Source organism: Caballeronia sp. INML1, assembly GCF_023631085.1.
GTDB classification, from domain to species: Bacteria; Pseudomonadota; Gammaproteobacteria; order Burkholderiales; family Burkholderiaceae; genus Caballeronia; species Caballeronia turbans.
This window is the reverse complement of the sequence record NZ_JALQDT010000045.1, coordinates 1-18,556: the sequence shown is the minus strand read 5'-3', so window position 1 is coordinate 18,556 and position 18,556 is coordinate 1. Positions and strand designations below refer to the sequence as shown.

The 18,556-nt window shown below is 64.3% G+C and carries 13 protein-coding genes; 6 read left to right on the top strand and 7 right to left on the bottom strand.

Translation table 11 applies throughout. From position 1 onward, the window contains the following. Positions 1-14 precede the first annotated feature (14 nt). The gene (locus NCR38_RS13955; protein ID WP_086961472.1) at positions 15-2,252 is read left to right on the top strand and encodes a cation-translocating P-type ATPase; all 2,238 of its coding nucleotides are present in this window, start codon (positions 15-17) and stop codon (positions 2,250-2,252) included. Here NCR38_RS13955 and NCR38_RS13950 read toward each other — a convergent pair. The 4 genes from NCR38_RS13950 to NCR38_RS13935 all read right to left on the bottom strand — a co-directional run bounded on the left by NCR38_RS13950 (position 2,195) and on the right by NCR38_RS13935 (position 6,238). Then, on the bottom strand, positions 2,195-2,674 hold the full coding sequence (locus NCR38_RS13950) for a thioesterase family protein (protein ID WP_061120815.1): 480 nt from the start codon (positions 2,672-2,674) through the stop codon (positions 2,195-2,197). The genes NCR38_RS13955 and NCR38_RS13950 overlap by 58 nt on opposite strands. 13 nt (positions 2,675-2,687) lie before the next feature. Beyond that, positions 2,688-3,635: an L-carnitine dehydrogenase gene (locus tag NCR38_RS13945; protein ID WP_061120814.1), complete on the bottom strand. Its 948-nt coding sequence runs from the start codon at positions 3,633-3,635 to the stop codon at positions 2,688-2,690. A gap of 20 nt (positions 3,636-3,655) precedes the next feature. Then, complete coding sequence (locus NCR38_RS13940; protein WP_061120813.1) at positions 3,656-4,585, bottom strand: 3-keto-5-aminohexanoate cleavage protein; 930 nt, start codon at positions 4,583-4,585, stop codon at positions 3,656-3,658. Positions 4,586-5,290: 705 nt separating this feature from the next. Further along, positions 5,291-6,238, bottom strand: a complete 948-nt coding sequence (locus NCR38_RS13935) for a choline ABC transporter substrate-binding protein (protein ID WP_061120812.1) — start codon at positions 6,236-6,238, stop codon at positions 5,291-5,293. Positions 6,239-6,692: 454 nt separating this feature from the next. Here NCR38_RS13935 and NCR38_RS13930 point away from each other — a divergent pair, with 454 nt between their 5' ends. Together NCR38_RS13930 and NCR38_RS13925 are read left to right on the top strand one after the other, a co-directional pair. Then, positions 6,693-9,761 (top strand): acetoacetate--CoA ligase, encoded by a 3,069-nt coding sequence (locus NCR38_RS13930; protein WP_061120811.1) that lies wholly within the window; start codon positions 6,693-6,695, stop codon positions 9,759-9,761. A gap of 115 nt (positions 9,762-9,876) precedes the next feature. Then, the gene (locus NCR38_RS13925; RefSeq protein WP_061120810.1) at positions 9,877-10,854 is read left to right on the top strand and encodes a GlxA family transcriptional regulator; all 978 of its coding nucleotides are present in this window, start codon (positions 9,877-9,879) and stop codon (positions 10,852-10,854) included. Positions 10,855-10,863: 9 nt separating this feature from the next. Here the strand turns inward: NCR38_RS13925 and NCR38_RS13920 are convergent, their stop codons facing one another. Further along, a complete protein-coding gene (locus tag NCR38_RS13920) occupies positions 10,864-12,012 on the bottom strand; it encodes a porin (protein ID WP_061120809.1) in 1,149 nt (382 codons plus the stop codon). A 368-nt stretch (positions 12,013-12,380) separates the two neighbouring features. On the opposite strand from NCR38_RS13920, the gene NCR38_RS13915 reads away from it, so the two are divergent. Next, the gene (locus tag NCR38_RS13915) at positions 12,381-13,697 is read left to right on the top strand and encodes a hypothetical protein (protein ID WP_061120808.1); all 1,317 of its coding nucleotides are present in this window, start codon (positions 12,381-12,383) and stop codon (positions 13,695-13,697) included. Positions 13,698-13,729: 32 nt separating this feature from the next. Here NCR38_RS13915 and NCR38_RS13910 read toward each other — a convergent pair whose 3' ends face one another. Both NCR38_RS13910 and betC read right to left on the bottom strand, forming a co-directional pair. Further along, entirely contained in the window at positions 13,730-14,677 is a 948-nt protein-coding gene (locus NCR38_RS13910) for a choline ABC transporter substrate-binding protein (RefSeq protein ID WP_061120807.1), read from the bottom strand. Between the two features lie 48 nt (positions 14,678-14,725). Further along, positions 14,726-16,261, bottom strand: coding sequence for a choline-sulfatase (betC, locus tag NCR38_RS13905; RefSeq protein WP_250477263.1), 1,536 nt, complete (start codon positions 16,259-16,261; stop codon positions 14,726-14,728). Between the two features lie 109 nt (positions 16,262-16,370). On the opposite strand from betC, the gene NCR38_RS13900 reads away from it, so the two are divergent. Together NCR38_RS13900 and purU are read left to right on the top strand one after the other, a co-directional pair. Continuing rightward, positions 16,371-17,282, top strand: a complete 912-nt coding sequence (locus tag NCR38_RS13900; RefSeq protein ID WP_061120805.1) for a choline sulfate utilization transcriptional regulator — start codon at positions 16,371-16,373, stop codon at positions 17,280-17,282. A 119-nt stretch (positions 17,283-17,401) separates the two neighbouring features. Further along, positions 17,402-18,277, top strand: a complete 876-nt coding sequence (purU, locus tag NCR38_RS13895; protein WP_250477262.1) for a formyltetrahydrofolate deformylase — start codon at positions 17,402-17,404, stop codon at positions 18,275-18,277. Positions 18,278-18,556: the final 279 nt, after the last annotated feature.

Here is an 18,556-nt window from a genome sequence, read left to right as displayed (position 1 = left end):
CGGAGCGTTTCACTATGTCCACAGCATCATCCGAGAATCCGAGAACCGCGCAACTCGCCGTGAGCGGCATGACGTGCGCCTCGTGCGTGGCGCGCGTCGAGAAAGTGCTCAAGCGCGTGCCTGGCGTCGAAAGCGTCGCGGTCAATCTCGCGACCGAGAAGGCGACCGTGCACGCGAACGGCGCCGTGACGGACGATCAGCTCGTCGCCGCCATCGCGAAGGCCGGCTATGAAGCCGCGCCGATTCTGCCCGAAGCCGCGCCCGCCGCCGCGCCGGCCGCATTCGATCGCGAGTTCGCCGCGGTGTTCGCCGCCGCCGTGCTCACCGTGCCGCTCCTCGCGCCGATGTTCGGGCTCGCGCTGAATCCGTGGCTGCAACTCGTGCTCGCGAGCGTCGTGCAGTTCGGCTTCGGCGCGCGTTTCTACGTCGGCGGCTATCGCGCGGTGCGGGCGTTCGCGGGCAACATGGACCTGCTCGTCGCGCTCGGGACGTCGGCGGCCTGGGGCTTGTCCGTCTATCAGATGTTCGCGCACGGCGGCATGACGGAGCATCTGTTCTTCGAGGCGTCGGCGGTCGTCATCACGCTGGTGCGCTTCGGCAAGTGGCTGGAAGCGCGCGCGAAGCGCCAGACCACCGACGCGATCCGCGCGCTCAATGCGCTGCGTCCGGACAAGGCACGCGTGCGCGACCGCGACGATCCGGCGCGCGAACGGGACGTCGCGCTCGCCGATGTGCGCGTCGGCGATATCGCCATCGTGCGGCCGGGCGAGCGCGTGCCGGTCGACGGCATCGTGCGCGAGGGCCGCACGCATATCGACGAATCGCTGATCACGGGCGAAAGCCTGCCCGTCGCGAAGGAACCGGGCGCCCGTGCGACCGGCGGCTCGATCAACGGCGAAGGGGTCATTGCGATCGAAACCACGGCGATCGGCGCGGAAACGACGCTCGCGCGCATCATCCGGCTCGTCGAATCGGCGCAGGCGGAGAAGGCGCCGATTCAGCGGCTCGTCGATCGCGTATCGGCGGTGTTCGTGCCGGCGATTCTGGCGATCGCGCTCGTCACGCTCGCCGGCTGGCTGCTGCACGGCGCAGGCGCCGAAACGGCGCTGCTCGACGCGGTCGCGGTGCTCGTGATCGCCTGCCCGTGCGCGCTCGGCCTGGCGACGCCAACCGCGATCATGGCCGGCACCGGCGTCGCGGCGCGCCAGGGCATTCTCATCAAGGACGCGCAGGCGCTCGAGCAGGCGCATGCGATCCGGATCGTCGCGTTCGACAAGACGGGCACGCTGACCGTCGGCCGGCCGAGCCTCGTCGCGTTCGATGCCGCGCCCGGGCAGGACCGGGCCGAAGCGCTCGGGCTCGCCGCCGCCGTGCAGCGCATGAGCGAGCATCCACTGGCGAAGGCCGTCGTGGCCGCCGCGAACGACGCGCCGCGTTTCGAGGCGAGTGCGGCGCGCGCGGTGGCCGGGCGCGGCGTGGAGGCGAAGGTCGGGGCGCGGCGCGTCGCGATCGGCAGCGCGCGCTGGGTCGCGGAACTGGGCGCGGGCGTGCCGGCATCGCTCGAAGCGCGGGCGCGCGAACTGGAGGCGCAGGGCAACACGATTTCCTGGCTCATCGATCTCGATGGCGCCGTGCTTGCATTGCTGGCATTCGGCGACACGATGAAGCCGACCGCGCGTGCCGCCGTCGAACGCCTGGCGAGCATGGGCGTGAAAAGCGCGCTCGTCACCGGCGACAACGAAGGCAGCGCGCGAAGCGTCGCGCGTGCGTTGGGCATTCCATCGGATCTCGTGTTCGCACAGACGCTTCCCGACGACAAGGCGCGCGTCGTCGCGCAACTGAAGGCGTCGGCGGGCGGCATCGTGGCGATGGCCGGCGACGGCATCAACGACGCGCCCGCGCTCGCCGCCGCCGACATCGGCATCGCGATGGCGAGCGGTACCGATGTGGCGATCGAAGCGGCCGGCCTCACGCTGATGCGCGGCGATCCGGCGCTCGTCGCTGATGCAATCGACATCTCGCGGCGCACGTACCGCAAGATCCGGCAGAACCTCTTCTGGGCGTTCGTCTACAACCTGATCGGCATTCCGCTCGCGGCATTCGGCTTGCTCGATCCGATGTTCGCGGGCGCGGCGATGGCGTTCTCCAGCGTGAGCGTGGTGACCAACGCGCTGTTGCTGAGAACGTGGCGCGCTCAGGCCGGCGCCGTCGAGGAAGCGCGCGCGGGCAAACCGATCACGCGTCCGGCGTAAGGTGCATCCGTGAGCGCGATGGCCGGCTCGGCGGCGATGCGCGCGGCGATGTCTTCATCGAACGATGCGGACTTCGGCGCGCCGCTCGAATCGATGTGCAGCATCATCTGCTCGCACGCCGACACCGGCTCGGCGGCATCGCCCTCGAACATCTCCATGTATAGATGGATGCGCTTTTTGTCGTGCGCAATCACGTGTGCAACGACCCGCACCGCCGCTCCTTCCTTGATTTCGCGCAGATAGCTGATGTGCGCTTCGAGCGTGTAGAGCGTGCGCTGCCTCGCGCGGCGGCCCGCGTCGTCGAGACCGATGCGGTCCATGAACGCATCGGTCGCGAGGCTGTAGATCAGCATGTAGAACGCATCGCGCAGATGGCCGTTGTAGTCGACCCATTCGGGTTTGACCGTATCGCGATAGATCATCGTCGTCGTTCCTCTAGTCTTCGATGCCGTGGCGTGCTTTCGCCTGTGCGATCGCCTCGATTACGCTCGCGATGCAGTCGTCGCGATAACGCTCCAGTTCCTTGATGCCGCGCCCGCTCGTCTGCCGCGACGTGCCCTCGACCACGCGGTCGATGAGCTCGTCGGTCAGCTTCGGCGCGACGAGCTTCGTCCACGGCAATTCGAGCGCAGGGCCGAACTGCTGCATGAAGTGTCGCATGCCCGCCTCGCCGCCCGCCAGCGTGTACGTAAGGAACGTGCCCATGAACGACCAGCGGATGCCCGCGCCGTAGCGGATGGCATCGTCGATTTCGCCGGTCGTCGCGACGCCGTCGTTCACGAGATGCAGCGCCTCGCGCCAGAGCGCTTCGAGCAGGCGGTCCGCGATGAAGCCCGGCACCTCCTTGCGCACGCGCAAGGGCCGCATGCCGATGGATGCGTAGAAGCTCATTGCCGCATCGATCGCCTCGCCCGACGTCGCTTCGCCGCCGAGCACTTCGACGAGCGGCAGCAGATACACCGGATTGAACGGATGTCCGACGACGCAGCGCCCGGGATTGACGGCGCGCGCATAGAAATCGCTCGGCAGGAGCCCGGACGTCGACGACGCGATGATCGCATCGGGCTTCGCCGCGCGGCTCACGCGCTCGTGCAGCGCGAGCTTCAGTTCCTCGCGCTCGGGCGCGCTTTCCTGGATGAAGTCCGCGTCGGCGACGCATTCCTCGACCGTCGATACGACACGCAGCCGCTCCTGCGATGCGCCCTTGGCCAGTCCAGCGCGTTCGAGCGCCGGCCACGCGTTCGCGACGTTCGCGCGAAGCTGCGCCTCGGCGCCGGGCGCCGGGTCCCACGCGGTGACGTCGAGGCCTGCTCCGAGCGCGCGCGCCACCCAGCCGCTGCCGATCACACCCGCGCCGAGCGCGGCGAATTGCTTCACTTGCATGTCGATGTGTCCTTGTCTTGTCAGGCGAATTGTTCGGCGATGCGCTTTTCCAGCGGACGTTCGCCGCGCGGGGGAAGTCCGAGCTTTCTGCGTCCTTCGGCGGGTGTGAGCGCGCGTGCGCCCAGACGCTCGATGATTTCGACCGCGCGCTGCACGAGCGAGCCGTTGGTCGCGTGCACGCCGCGATCGAGCCACAGGTTGTCTTCGAGACCGACGCGCACGTGGCCGCCGAGCAGCATCGCCTGCGCGACCATCGGCATCTGCATGCGGCCGATGCCGAAGCCTGCCCAGTGCGCGCCGGGCGGCAGGTTGTCGACCATGGCTTTCATCGTGCCGGTGTCGGGCGGCGCGCCCCACGGAATGCCCATGCACAGTTGAAAGAGCGGCGGGTCGTCGAGCAGGCCTTCTTTGAGCAGCTGGTTGGCGAACCACAGGTGACCCGTGTCGAAGATTTCCAGTTCGGGCTTCACGCCGAGTTCCTGGATGCGCTTGGCGCCGGCCCGTAGCTGCGCGGGTGTCGATACGTAGATGTAGTCGCCGTCGCCGAAGTTGAGCGTGCCGCAATCCAGCGTGCAGATTTCGGGCAGCAGTTCTTCGACGTGGGCGAGGCGCGTGAGGCCACCGACGAGATCCGTGCCTTTGCCGAAGCGCATCGGCTCCTCGCCCGGGCCGATCTCGAGATCGCCGCCCATGCCTGCGGTCAGATTGATGATGACGTCGGTGTCGGAGGAGCGGATGCGGTCTACCACTTCCCGGTATAGCGCCGGGTCGCGGCTGCCTCTTCCAGTCTTCGGATCGCGGACGTGGCAGTGGGCGACTGTGGCGCCGGCGCGGGCCGCTTCTATTGCTGCTTCGGCTATTTGCTTCGGCGTTACGGGGACTGCAGGGTGCTTGCCGGTGGTGTCGCCGGCGCCCGTCACTGCGCACGTTACTATCACTTCGTAGTTCATGGGTTTTTGCTTCCTCGGGTTGGTTAGGGTTCCTTCTTTTTCCTGGTTGCTTGCGCCTTCTTGGGATCCCGTTTTGGTTTTGGTTTATTAGCACTGCCCCTGTGCGGGGCGGCAGTCACTTTCTTTGCTGCTGCAAAGAAAGTAACCAAAGAAAGCAGCTCCACACGCCCGCGGTCACACGCAGTTTGGCCACGCGTGCCAGGTGACCGTGGGCTGCCTAAGTGTCGCCCTCACAAGACTAACCGGGCTTGGATCGCACACGGTCTGTCACCGCGCGTCGCACAGCGGAGCGGTTCAGCACCAAATGGCTCCGGCCCGCTTCGCGGCCGTTGGGTCAATCGGGTTTGCCCGAACTTTCTTTACTAACGCCTCCATCTCACTGTAAGTGCCGACCGAGGTTGTCCCTTGCAAACCCAGCGGCAGCGCGTAGCGCTGTGCCGGCGCTGTTTCGTGCTGAACCAGCGCGTTTGAACAACTAGCTAGTCAGACCGTGCGCGATCCAAGCGCGGTTGGGCCTATGAGGGCGACACTTAGGCAGCCCACGATCGGCTGGCAAGCATGGTCAAACTGCGTGTGACCGCGGGCCTAACAAGCTGCTTTCTTTGGTTACTTTCTTTGCAGCAGCATAGAAAGTGACTGCCGCCCCGCATAGGGGCAACGCTAATAAACCAATAACAAAGCGGGATCCGCCGAAAAACAAAAAAATCAAAGCCCCAAATACTGCCGAACCGCCGGCAGCCCCTCCTTCCCATCCACAGTCTTGACGCCTGCAAGCCACGCATCCAACACCTGCGGATTCTGCTTGAGATAAGCCTTGGCCGCATCGGAAGGCCGTTCCTTGTTCATCACAGGCTGCATCAACCGATTCTCGAGATCGGTAGTAAACCGCAAATTGGAAACAAACTTCCCCGCATTAGGACACCGCGTCAAAAAGTCCGTGTTAGTCAGCGTATAGACCCGCGCCTCGCCATAGTTCGGCCCGAACACCTCATCCCCACCAGCGAGATAGTTGATCTTCATCTGAATGTTCATCGGATGCGGCTCCCAGCCAAGAAACACAACAGGCTTCTTCTCGCGGATCGCGCGCTCGACCGTCACCAGCATTCCCGCCTCGCTCGACTGCACGAGCTTGAATCCGCCAAGTCCGAACTGGTTCGTGTCGATCATCTTCTGGATCTTGGCGTTCGCGCTGCTGCCAGGCTCGATGCCGTAGATCGTGCCGCCCAGCTCATCGCGATGCTTCGCGATATCCGCAAACGTCTTGATGCCCGCGTCATACGCGTAGCTCGGCACCGCGAGCGTCGCCTTCGCGCCCGACAGATTCGGCGGCTCGAGCTTCTCGATGCTCTTCGCTTCGAGGAACGGCTCGACCGCCTTTTGCTGCACTGGCCACCAGTAACCAAGCGACACGTCGATCTGCTTGCTCTTCAGGCCCGCGAGCGAAATCGGCACCGAGGCGACCGTGGTCCGCGGCGCATAGCCGAGCCCTTCGAAGACGACCGAGGCAAGCGCCGTCGTCGACGTGATGTCGGTCCAGCCAATATCGACGAAGCGCACCGTGCGGCAACTCGCGTCCTCCGCGTGCGCGCCCGGCGCGACGAACGCGGCGCATGCGCCGGCGAATAGCAGAGTGGAAATCAGGCGTTGTGTCATAACGAGCCTTCCGTGGAGGGTTGAATCGATGCGCCGGTTCGAGTGCCGGCGTGCATCAAAAGTACCGCCGCATAAAAGCGCCCGAACGCCCGCGTGCGACCGTGACTTGACCGCTTGCGACCTCGCCGCAACGTTCTCTTGCGGATGCACGTCCGCCGGACGCGCGTCTCAGCGTTAACGCGCATTGAACTGATGAGTTCGGTACGGATGCGTATTTATTGCCGCACTTAATCATTCGAATACATGTCCGGCGCGCTTGCGCAAGGTCAATCTTTGCCGAAACGCCACAGCGTCTGTGGTTGGTCGCACATAGCAAGGATTTCTAACCGGGTAATGTGCGGGCAAAGGGTTATGCTCGGCTCGCAATGGCTCGGCCAAAGGAAATGGAGAGGTTTCCCGCGATGCCGCCGGGCACATGTTGTTTACTGCACGCTTCCAATCAAAGGCCTGGATAATGGACCGTCAAGACGCCATCCGAGAGAGTGCGCGGCTGTACGCGCGCGAACCGCTGTTCTCGCCTTCCGCCGACCAGATTTCCGCATCGCGCATGACGGCCTTTACCGAGGCCTTCCAGAAAGCGACCGGCGAGCGATTCACCGACTATTCGGCATTACACGTCTATTCAGCCCGTGAATATCGCCAATTCTGGAAATGCTTTCTCGAATCGGCGCATGGACTCGAATGGTCGGGATCCGATGAGCCGGTTTGCATCGGCGATCAATGCGAAACCGCACGGTTTTTCCCCAATATCGAATTGAATTACGCCGAGAATCTGCTCGGCAAACGCATTGCGCCCGATGACGCCCCCGCCATCACCTCGTGCTTCGCCGATGGCAGCCGCGTCACCTATACGCGCGGCGAGTTGCGCGAGCGCGTCGTGCGCCTCGCGCAGGCGCTCTCCGAACTCGGCCTGACGCAAGGCGACCGCGTGGTCGCGATCATGCGCAACGACTGCGAGGCGATCACCGCGGCGCTCGCCGTCACCGCGCTCGGCGCAACGCTCTCGACGGCCGCGCCGGAAAACGGCGTGCAGGCGATTCTCGATCGCTTCGCGCCGCTCGCACCGACGATGATGTTCGCGCACACGATGCAGCGCCCCTTCGACACCGGCGGCTCGCTCTCGGGACACGTTGCGGCAGTCGCCGCGCAACTCCCGTCGCTGACCGACATCGTCTGCCTCGAAGACATGGAGCTGCCAAGCACGGTGACGCAGCGCCAGCACGAACTGCGCTCGCTGATCGCGCAAGGCGACGCGATGCGCTTCGCATGGAAGCGCTTTCCGTTCAATCATCCGCTCTTCATCATGTTTTCGTCGGGCACGACGGGCAAGCCGAAATGCATCGTGCACGGCGCGGGCGGCACGCTGCTCGAACACGTGAAGGAGCATCGCCTGCACAGCGACTTCGGTCCCGGCGACAAGCTTTTCTTCCACACGAGCTGCTCGTGGATGATGTGGAACTGGCAGATGTCGGTGCTCGCGTCGGGCGTCGAGATCATCACCTACGACGGTCCCGTGGCCGCCGTCGACACGCTCTGGCGCCTCGTCGCCCGCGAACGCGCGACCGTCTTCGGCACGAGTCCCGCCTATCTGAAGATGAGCGAGGACGCGGGCATCGAGCCCGCCGCGCAGTTCGATCTCTCCGCACTGCGCGCGATGATGTCGACCGGCGCCGTGCTCTACGACTCGCAGTTCCAGTGGGTCTACGAGCACGTGAAGCAGTTGCAATTGCAATCGATTTCGGGCGGCACGGACATCATCGGCTGCTTCGTGCTCGGCAATCCGAATCTGCCCGTCTATGCGGGCGAAGCGCAGTGCAAGAGTCTCGGCCTCGACGTGCAGGCGTTCGATCAGGGCGCGAGCACGATCATGCCGGGCGAGCTCGTCTGCACGAATCCCTTCCCGTCGAGGCCGCTCGGTTTCTTCGGCGACGACGACGGCTCGCGCTTTCACAAGGCCTATTTCGCGGCCAACGAAGGCGTGTGGACGCACGGCGACGTCATCGAGTTCTCGCCGGAGGGCTCCGCGCGCCTGCACGGGCGCAGCGACGGCGTGCTCAACGTGCGCGGCATCAACGTGAGCCCGGGCGAGATCTACCGCATCCTGAGCGAGATTCACGAAATCCGTCATGCGATGGTCGTGGCCCAGACCGGCGCCAATGCGGGCGATGCAGGCCAGCGTATCGTGCTCCTGCTCGTGCTGCGGCCCGGTGAGCAACTGAACGCTGCGCTCGCCGCGCGCGTGCGCCGCGACCTCACGCGCCAGGGCTCCGCCGCGCTCGTGCCCGACGTGATCGCGCAAGTCGACGGCCTGCCCGTCACGCACAACAACAAGCCGTCGGAAGCGGCCGCGCGCGATGCGGTCAACGGGCTGCCCGCGCGCAACGTTTCGTCGCTCGCCAATCCGGAATGTCTCGATCAGATTCGCGAGCATCCGTCGCTCACGCGCGTGAAGCGCGATCTGCCCGCGCCGGGCAAATCGGCCGAAGAGATCGAAGCGTATCTGTGCGCGCTCTGGGAGCAGCATTTCAGCTTCTCGCCCATCGCCCGCGACGACAACTTCTTCGAACTGGGCGGCCATTCGCTGCTCGCCGCGCGCATGCTCGCCGACGTGCAGCGCGCGACCGGCCGCACGCTGCCGCTTTCGACGATGATCGTCGCGCCCACCATCGCGCGCCTCGCGGCGGTTCTCGTCGCCGGCGCGGACATGCGCGCGGGAGACTCGACGCTCGTGCAGATGCGCGCGGGCAGCGGCCGGCCGCTCTTCATGCTGCACAGCATCACCGGTTCGGTGATGGAGTGCCTGACGCTCGCGGGCATGGTGCAGAACGAGCGGCCCGTCTACGGCCTGCAGGCGCTCGGCCTCGACGGCGACGAAGCCCCGCAGCATAGCGTCGAAGCGATGGCGCGCGACTACGTGTTGCGTATGCGCGAGGTGCAGCCGAGCGGGCCGTATGCGCTCGTCGGCTATTCGTTCGGCGGCCTGATTGCGTTCGAGATCGCGCAGCAGCTCGTCGCGGCGGGCGAGAAGATCGAAATGCTCTGCCTGCTCGATACCTACGTTCACACGCGCTGCCTGCCCTTGTCACAGTGGACGCGCTATCAGGCCGCGGTGGTCGTGGAACGGCTGCGCGAATTGCGCTCGCTCGAAGCGAGCCAGCGTTTGGGCTACATGCGCGGCAAGGCGGCGGTCATCACCGACCGCGTGCGCATGCGCATGGGCAAGCAGGCGCACAAGCCCGCGCCCGATGCGGCCGCCCTGCCGCCCGTGCTGCAGCGCGTGCGCGAATCGATGCGCGTCGCGATGTCGACCTACAAGCCACGCCGCTATGAAGGCGGTCCGATCGTCTACGTGCGCGCGAGCTTGCTCGACAACTCGCGCAGCGATCCGCTACCGGTCTGGCAGCGCGTAGCGAAGCGTGGCCTGCAGGTCATGCAGGTCGATGGCAGGCACACCGATCTCGTCGTCGAGCCGCAGCTCGCCACCGTCGCGCGGACGCTCTCGAACGCGCTCGCGAGCGCCTGACTCCGCATAGAAGTAGCACCGAATCCGGCCGCCCTACGGGGCGCGCCGGATTGCGCGCGTTTTTTGCGCTTGCTAGCGTGGACGGCTTGCTCATCGACCCGTCGCTATCGATCCGATGTCCGCGCCCCACGATTTCCATTTCCTTCTGCTGCCCGAATTCTCGTCGATCGGATTCATGTCCGCGATCGAACCGCTGCGCGTCGCGAATCGCTTCGCGGGCGACCTGTATCGCTGGCATATTCTGAGCGTCGATGGCGGGCCCGTCGCCGCGAGCAACGGCATCACGCTCAACGCCGAAAGCGCGTTCGATCAGGTGAGCGACGCGCGCACCGTGTTCGTCGTGTCTGGATTCGAGCCGCTCTCGGGCTACACGCGCGCGATCGGCGACTGGCTGAAGCGGCTCGACCGTGCAGGCGCGACGCTCGGCGGCATCGACACCGGCAGCTTCATCCTCGCCGAAGCGGGGCTGCTCGCGGGCAAGCGCGCAACGCTGCATTGGGAAGCGGCAGCGGCGTTCGCCGAACGCTATCCGGCTATCGAGACGAGTCAGGAGCTCTTCGAAATCGACACGCGGCGCATCACGTGCGCGGGCGGCACGGCCTCGATCGACCTGATGCTCGACGTGATCGCGCGCGAGCACGGCGCGAGCCTCGCCGCGCAGGTGTCCGAGCAGTTCGTGCTGGGCCGCATCCGGCAGCGCTCGGATCACCAGCGTCTGCAGATCGCGGCGCGCTACGGCATCCACAATCGCAAGCTGATCCAGGTGATCGAACTGATGGAGCAGCATATGGAGGAGCCGCTCTCGCCCGATGCGCTTGCCGAATCCATCGGCGTGACGCGGCGTCAGCTCGAACGGCTGTTCTGCGCGTCGATGAAGGACACGCCGACGCATTTCTATCTCGGCCTGCGCCTCACGCGCGCGCGCGAACTGCTTCAGCAGACCGACATGTCGATACTTGCCGTCTGCGTCGCGTGCGGCTTCGAATCGCCGTCGCATTTCTCGCGCACGTATCGCACGCGCTTCGGCACGAGCCCGAGGCAGGACCGCAGCGCACTGCGCGCCGTCCTGCCCGCGCGGCTCGCCGCGGCTTAGGTCTGTTCCCTAGAACGAATGCCGCATGCCGACACGCACATCGGCCTGCGTATTCGATGACGACGGCGTGAAGCTGTAGCCGATCACCGCATCGATCGGACCGGATGCGCGCAGATAGTCGCCGGAGACATAGACATCGGTGCGCTTCGAGAGCAGATAGTGCAGGCCGAGCGAACCCTGATTCCAGTGATTGCCTTCGAAGCGCGTGTGCTGATAGCCGCCGTAGAGACTCAGGTCGGGCATGAAGCTATATGACGCGCCGCCTTCGTACACCTGCATGTGCGACGTCTGGCCGAGGCCCTTGATGGTCGTGTACGTGAAGTTCCCCGACAGCATCAGGTTGCCGATGGTCCACGCCGCGCCCACGGCAAACGCGCCTTGCTTATCGACGGGGAACGGGTTCGCGCTGTAGAGATCGGTGACGGCGCCCGTCGCCGGATCGACGGATACGGTGGGCTGGCCGAGGAACGTGCGTGCGCCGATCATCGCGTAGGGATCGAACGCATAGATGCCGTTGGGATTGTTGAGTTGCGTGTACGCCGCGCCGACGTTGAAGGTGTTCGCCGCATAGTGCGCGCCCACGCTCCACGCGCTGTTGCGATGGAAGTTGCCCGCCTGGTTGCCGAACGAATACATGCCGCCGAACGTGAAGCCGCCGAAGTTGTTCGACAGGAACTTGATCGAGTTCGGCAGGCGGTCGCCGTTCATGCGGTCGAAGTCGCCCTGGTGAATCGCATAGCCGCTCGCCCACGCCGAGATGTTGTAGAGATAGACGAACTCCTCGGTCATGTCGAGCTGATTGCCGAGCGAGAGCGTGCCCCACTGGTTCTTGAGGCCCACATAGGCCTGCCGGCCGAACTCGGCGCCGCCGAATGCGTACTGGCCATTGCCGAGATGAAAGCCCGACTCCAGCACGAAAACCGCCTGCAATCCGCCGCCCAGATCCTCCGTGCCGCGAAAGCCGATGCGGTTGCCGTAGGAGATGCCGTCGTCGAACTTCACCACGTGCGAGCCGCCGGTGTTGCTCACCCAGGTGATGCCCGCATCGAGAATGCCGTAGAGCGTCACGCTGCTTTGTGCATGCGCCGCCATCGGCATGGTCGCGGTCCCCGCTGCAAACGCGAGGCCGGCGATCTTCGCGGCATGTCCTTTTTTCATATGCTGGTCCTTTGCTCGTCTTGATCGATATTGCGTTGGAAAAAGCGATGCCCTGCCTCGCGCGCGGCGTGAGGACATAGCGCCAGGCTGACGTTGCCGGTAGCTGCCGAAGTGCCCTTGAGCGGCTATGCGACGCGATGAAGATGCGTTGCGTCGACGTTGTCAAAAATAAGGCCCCATATATGTCGCGGCTCGACCCGGTGCGACGCAAATCTGCCCAGTTGCGACTACGGCATTGCGGCGTGCGGCGTCGATAGAACTCTTTCGATTTCGGACATGCCCGATATGCACGGCAGGGTATGGCTCCCATACTTCCGAATCTGTAAAAAACCCGCATTGCCGCACGACCTGAATTCGATCCGAACGATATGACGACCCGCTGCCTGAGCATCCTCCAAGCCGAAGCACCCGAAGTTCTCATCAACCACAAGCATTACGCGGCGCGCCTGGGTTACGACCACGCCACCATCTCGATGGCGGGCATACCCTGCCCTTCACAACGTTTGCTGCTCAAGTACGAAGCCGTCCTGCATCACCTGCGTCAGATGGCCGATATGGCGCTGCTCGTGTGCATGGGCGAAGACTGCATCGTGCTGAATATGCATCCCGTCGAACCGATCGCCGACGGACGGCAACACACGCTCATGGCCGTATCCGGGAATGGCGAAGCGCATCAGACGGCCGTGCAGATCTGGCGCAACACGGCGGAAATCCGCCAGCTCATCGTTTATTTCATCGGGCAATGCAAGCTCGGCGGCGCGCCGCAAAACGAGGTCGCGATGCTCTCGTCGCTCGACTACATCGAGCCGCACGGCGCACGCGGCGGGATCACGTGCACGATGCATTGCGGTCCGCGCTTCGAACCGGTCTGGACGAAGTACCCGCACCTCTGGACCATCGTGGTGGCCGAGGAAGCGGTCTACGGCGGCATCCCGTCGAGCTTTCGCAACGCGCTCGCAGGGCACATCAACGACTGTCAGCAGAAGGGCCTGCCGCTGCTGCAGTTTCCGGCACAAAGCGCGACGCCGGACGAGGCGTGCAGCGTCTATAACCCCGGCAAGCCCATCGCGCTCGTCACGTACTACACGCCCAACGTGCGCGCGTACGGCGCAATCGCCGAACGGAACATGCGCCGCTATTGCGAACGCCACGGCTACACGCTCTACGTCTATCGCGAGACGCCCGCCGAAGTCGGGCCGGGCACATCGGGCACGTGGCTCAAGCCGTGGTTCCTGCGCAAATATCTGCCGCATCACGAATGGGTGATCTGGGTCGATGCCGATATCCTCTTCTTCAATCAGCGCGAGCCGCTCGAACCGCTGCTCGTCGGACGCGACATTCTCGCGGCGCACGACATCGGCCCGTGGGTCATCAACGCCGGCGTGCTCGGTTTCCGCAGCAAGCCCGCGACCATCGCGTTCGTCGAAGAGATCTACGAGCACGTGAGCGCGGCGCCCGATAAATCGACCACTTACGCGAACGGCGGCGACCAGACGATCATCGCGAACCTGCTGATCGACCGGCTCGGCTGGAAGCTCGAGCACGGCCTCGACTGCATGACCATCAACACGCCGTGGTACTTCCAGCAGGCGGACAGCCTGATGGTGCATTTCGTCGCGATCCAGTCGTCCATGCGCGCCGTGCTGATGGGCGTACAGGATCGCGCCAGCATGCAGCTCGGCTGATCGAGTTCTCCGCTTCTCTCGTCTCTTTTCCTTCACTTCACCCCGAGCGCGCTCTGAACGGCTTCCAGGCCGTTCCCGCCGCTCGCCGTGGTCACGCCGTCGAGCCACGACTTCAGCAGTTCCGGATGACGCTTAAGCGCATCCGTCGCGGCTGCATCGACATTGGTCTTCTTCTCCAGCACGTCGGCGATCACGCCGTTTTCAAGATCGACGTTGAACGCCATCTGCCTGAAGAGCCGGCTCACGTTCGGGCATTGCTGCTCGTAGCCGCTGCGGGCCACCGTATTGACCGTCGCGCCGCCGTAGTTCGGGCCGAAATATTTGTCGCCGCCATCCAGATAGGCGAGCTTGAACTTCGTGTTCATGAGATGCGGCTCCCAGCCGAGAAACACGATCCACTTCTTGTCGCGCACCGCGCGCTCCACTTGCGTGAGCATCGCGGTTTCGCTCGATTCGACCAGCTTCCAGTCGCCGAGGCCGAAGGCTTTGTCGTCGACCATGCGCTTGATGTTCTGATTCGCGGGCGCGCCCGGCTCGATGCCGTAGATGCGGTTATCGAACTTGTCGGCGTTCTTCGCGAGGTCCGCGAACGAGTGCACGCCGGCCGCCGCCACATAGTCCGGCACGGCGAGCGTGAACTTCGCGTTGGAGAGATTCGGGCGCACCACGTCGATCGATTTCTCCTCGAAGAACGGCTTCACGAGCGGCGCTTGCGCGGGCATCCAGTTGCCGAGGAAGACGTCGATCTGCCCTTTCTTCATGCCCTGATACGTGATCGGCACCGACAGGTTCGCGACGTTCTGCCGATAGCCCAGCGCCTTGAGCACGATGCCGCTCATCGCGTTGGTCGCGTCGATGTCGGTCCAGCCGGGCCCCGCCATGCGCACCTGCGTGCAGGCCTGCGGCTCGGCTGAAAACGCGTGAGACGCCACGCACGCCAGCGCGGCGGCGAAGAGCGCATGGATGAACCCCTTATTCATGGTGCGTTCCTGTCGGATGGGATGATGAAGGTGAAGGGAATCGCGTTCTCAGTGCTCGACGGCGGGAAAGCGCGCCATCGCTTCGAGATCGTCCAGATCGATGTGATTGCGCATATAGCGCTGGCTCGCATCGACGTGAGGCTGCCAGTCCCACGATTGGATCGTGCCGCGTGTCGTCGCCGCGAAATGAAAGTGGCGCCGCCGCTGGCTTTTCAGCACGTCCTGATGCAACGCGTCGAGGTTCCAGCGGCGCGCGATTTCAGCGCGGAATTCGGCCACTTGCGCGGCGTGACGTTCATCGCCCGCGAGATTTTCGCGCTCGAACGGGTCCGCCTTCACATCGAAGAGCTGATCGGGATCGACGCTCGAGTGAATGAATTTGAAGCGCCCGCGCCGGATCATCACGATGGGCGCGACCGCGCCTTCCGCGAGATATTCGCCGATCGCTTCGTCATGGCCGCCGCTAGCGCGCAGATGCGGCACGAGGCTTCGGCCGTCGATGCTGTCGGGCCACGATTGTGGCGCTTCTCCACGCGCGAACTCGACGAGCGTCGGCAGCACGTCGAGATGCGAGACCGATTCCGCCACGCGACGCGCACGGAACTGCTTCGGCGCATGCACGATGAGCGGCACGCGGCAGCCGCCTTCGAAGAACGTCATCTTGTACCAGAGGCCGCGCTCGCCCAGCATCTCGCCGTGATCGGACGTGACGACGACGATCGTATCGTCGGCCAGGCCGGCCTGTTCCAGCGCTTCGAGGATCGATGCGAACTGATCGTCGACGTAGGACACCGCGCCGTAATACGCGCGGCGCGCGTGACGAATCTGATGCTCGGTCGGAGGCGTGCGGTCCGCCTCATACACGTGACGCAGGCGCTTCGAATGCGGATCGCATGCGTCGAGCGAATCGCGATACGAAGGCATGTCGATATCTTCATCGCGGTACATGTCCCAGTACTTGCGCGGAATCGCATACGGATCATGCGGATGCGTGAGCGATGCGACCATCATGAAAGGCCGAGCGTCGCGGCCCGCATTGCGCTCTCGTGCGATATCGAAGAGCTTCTGACGCGCGGTGAACGTCACTTCGTCGTCGAAGTCGAGTTGATTGGTGCGCACGCACGGACCCGCGTCGATGACCGAGCTCATGTTGTGATACCACGTCGGGCGCGCATCGGAGTTCTGCCAGTCGGGCGTCCAGCCGAAATCGGCGGGATAGATGTCGGTCGTGAGGCGCTCCTCGAAGCCGTGCAACTGATCCGCGCCGCAGAAATGCATCTTGCCCGAGAGGATCGTGCGATAGCCTTCGGCGCGCAGATAGTGCGCGAAGGTCAGCGTTTCGGAGGGAAATTCGGCGGCGTTGTCGTACGCGCCGATGTTCGATGGCAGCTTGCCCGCGAGTAGCGAGAAGCGCGACGGCGCGCACAGCGGACTTGCGCAATACGCGGATTCGAACACGACGCCTTCTTTCGCGAGCGCATCGATGCGCGGCGTCTTCGTCACGCGATTGCCGTATGCGGAGAGCGCGAAGGGCGTGAGTTGATCGGCCATCAACACGAGGATATTTTGTTTCGTCTCAAGCATGAATGCGTGCCTCGAATAGAATCTTTGATTGAAGCGTTCAGCGTCACTATTGCCGTTTAAATCGCGGCTGTGAAGACAGCAAAACGTTATGCGTTCATAAGGGGGAGTTATGCCGCGGCCGGACCGCCTGCCACCGATGCAGGCGTTATCGATGTTCGAATCCGCCGCGCGTCTCGCGAGCTTCACGGCAGCAGCGCGCGAGCTGGGCTCGACGCAACCCGCCGTGAGCCAGCGCGTCGTGCAGCTGGAGGAATCGCTGGGCGCGCCGCTTTTCGAGCGCGGGCATCGCGGCGTCACGCTCACGGAAGACGGCGCCCGCCTTTTCGATGCGGTGCGTCAGGGGCTCGACCTCATTCGCGCGGCGACATCGGAGATCCGCGCGCGTCACGCGCAACGCACGCTTACGCTCTCGACGGACTTCGGCTTCGCCACCTATTGGCTGATGCCGCGCCTGCCGCAGTTCAAGGCGCTGATGCCCGATGTCGATGTGAAGATCATCACGTCGCAGAGCCTGCCGAGCGCATCGGGCGATCATGCGGATGTCGTCATCGTATTCGGCGATACGCAAGCCGAATGGGGCACGAAGAGCGCCGTCAAGCTCTTTGCCGAGCGCGTGATGCCGGTATGCAGCCCCGCGCTGATCGCGGGCAGGAGCGAACCCGTGTCGCCCGCCGATCTGCTCGGACTGCCGCTTCTGCATCTCGAACCGACCTTTCCCGAGCGCTGGCTCTCGTGGAGCGCGTGGTTTGAAGCGCAAGGCCTCACGGCGCCGCCGACGCACGGCGGCTTCACGTTCAACAGCTATGCGCTCGTCGCGCATGCGGCGGTGATGGGCCAGGGCATTGCGCTCGGCTGGGCGCCGCTCATCGACGAACTCGTCGCGACGGGGCAGCTCGTCGCACTCTGCGATGCGCCGCTCGTCACCGATCGCGGCTACGTGCTCGTCACGCCGCGCGAGCCGCCGGCGGCCGTGCGCGCGTTCAGCGAGTGGCTGCTCGACGAATGCGACGTCGCCGGCTGACGCTTTCGTACTATTCGCTCGGCGGTTCGCTTCTATCCGGGACGAGCGCGCGTTTGCTCTACTAGCGCGTACGCTCGCCGCATTTCGCGGCGCTGCAACCATTCGAATGTGGAGCACGCATGGCAGCCGATTCCCGCTTTGATCAACTGGTGCTTACCGTTTCGTGCCCGAGCGCGGCGGGCCAGGTCGCCGCCATCGTCGGTTTTCTGGAGCGGCATCACGGTTATATCGACGAGCTCACCGTCTTCGATGACGATTTATCGGAACGCTTTTTCGTGCGCTGTGTATTTCATGGCGCGCGTCCTGAAGAGCCGCTCGATCTGGCGATGCTGAAGCGCGAATTCGAGCCGATTGCCGGGCGCTTCTCGATGACCTGGGCGATGCACGATCTCGCAGTGCGGCCGAAGGTGCTCATCATGGTGTCGAAGCTGGAGCACTGTCTCGCCGATTTGCTGTTCCGCTGGCGCATGGGCGAGCTGAAGATGGATATCGTCGGTATCGGGTCGAATCATACTGATCTCGCGCATCTGGCCGAGCAGCATGGCTTGCCGTTTCACCATCTGCCGATCACCGCCGATACGAAGTCGCAGCAGGAAGCGCGTTTGCTCGATCTGTTCGAGACTTCAGGCGCGGAGTTGATGGTGCTTGCGCGGTATATGCAGATTCTTTCTGGCGAGACGAGTCGCAAGCTTGCCGGGCGTGCGATCAATATTCATCATTCGTTCTTGCCGGGGTTCAAGGGTGCGAAGCCTTATCATCAGGCGCATACGCGAGGGGTCAAGTTGATCGGCGCGACGGCGCATTTCGTCACCGATGATCTCGATGAAGGGCCGATCATCGAGCAGGAAGTCGAGCGGGTCGATCATTCTTATGGCCCGGAGCGGTTGTTGGCTACCGGGCGGGATGTGGAGTGCATTACGCTGGCGCGGGCTGTCAAGGCGTTTATCGAGCGGCGGGTGTTTATCAATGGGGAGCGGACGGTGGTTTTGCGGTAGCGCCGGATTCCGGGTTCTTTTTGGTTTATTAGCGCTGCCCCGAAGAACGGCTTTCGCCGGATCCCGTTTTGTTTGTGGTCTATTAGCACTGCCCCTATGCGGGGCGGCAGTCACTTTCTTTGCTGCTGCAAAGAAAGTAACCAAAGAAAGCAGCTCCACACGCCCGCGGTCACACGCAGTTTGGCCACGCGTGCCATGTGATCGTGGGCTGCCTAAGTGTCGCCCTCATAGGCCCAACCGCGCTTGGATCGCGCACGGTCTGTATCATCGCACCACTCC

What these genes read in the sequence shown, in the direction of transcription:
- NCR38_RS13900 (WP_061120805.1), top strand. Translation starts at nt 16,371, where the DNA reads ATGCCGCGGCCGGACCGCCTGCCACCGATGCAGGCGTTATCGATGTTC.
- NCR38_RS13915 (WP_061120808.1), top strand. Translation starts at nt 12,381, where the DNA reads ATGACGACCCGCTGCCTGAGCATCCTCCAAGCCGAAGCACCCGAAGTT.
- NCR38_RS13910 (WP_061120807.1), bottom strand. Translation starts at nt 14,677, where the DNA reads ATGAATAAGGGGTTCATCCATGCGCTCTTCGCCGCCGCGCTGGCGTGC.
- NCR38_RS13935 (WP_061120812.1), bottom strand. Translation starts at nt 6,238, where the DNA reads ATGACACAACGCCTGATTTCCACTCTGCTATTCGCCGGCGCATGCGCC.
- NCR38_RS13940 (WP_061120813.1), bottom strand. Translation starts at nt 4,585, where the DNA reads ATGAACTACGAAGTGATAGTAACGTGCGCAGTGACGGGCGCCGGCGAC.
- NCR38_RS13930 (WP_061120811.1), top strand. Translation starts at nt 6,693, where the DNA reads ATGGACCGTCAAGACGCCATCCGAGAGAGTGCGCGGCTGTACGCGCGC.
- NCR38_RS13925 (WP_061120810.1), top strand. Translation starts at nt 9,877, where the DNA reads ATGTCCGCGCCCCACGATTTCCATTTCCTTCTGCTGCCCGAATTCTCG.
- betC (WP_250477263.1), bottom strand. Translation starts at nt 16,261, where the DNA reads ATGCTTGAGACGAAACAAAATATCCTCGTGTTGATGGCCGATCAACTC.
- purU (WP_250477262.1), top strand. Translation starts at nt 17,402, where the DNA reads ATGGCAGCCGATTCCCGCTTTGATCAACTGGTGCTTACCGTTTCGTGC.
- NCR38_RS13955 (WP_086961472.1), top strand. Translation starts at nt 15, where the DNA reads ATGTCCACAGCATCATCCGAGAATCCGAGAACCGCGCAACTCGCCGTG.
- NCR38_RS13950 (WP_061120815.1), bottom strand. Translation starts at nt 2,674, where the DNA reads ATGATCTATCGCGATACGGTCAAACCCGAATGGGTCGACTACAACGGC.
- NCR38_RS13920 (WP_061120809.1), bottom strand. Translation starts at nt 12,012, where the DNA reads ATGAAAAAAGGACATGCCGCGAAGATCGCCGGCCTCGCGTTTGCAGCG.
- NCR38_RS13945 (WP_061120814.1), bottom strand. Translation starts at nt 3,635, where the DNA reads ATGCAAGTGAAGCAATTCGCCGCGCTCGGCGCGGGTGTGATCGGCAGC.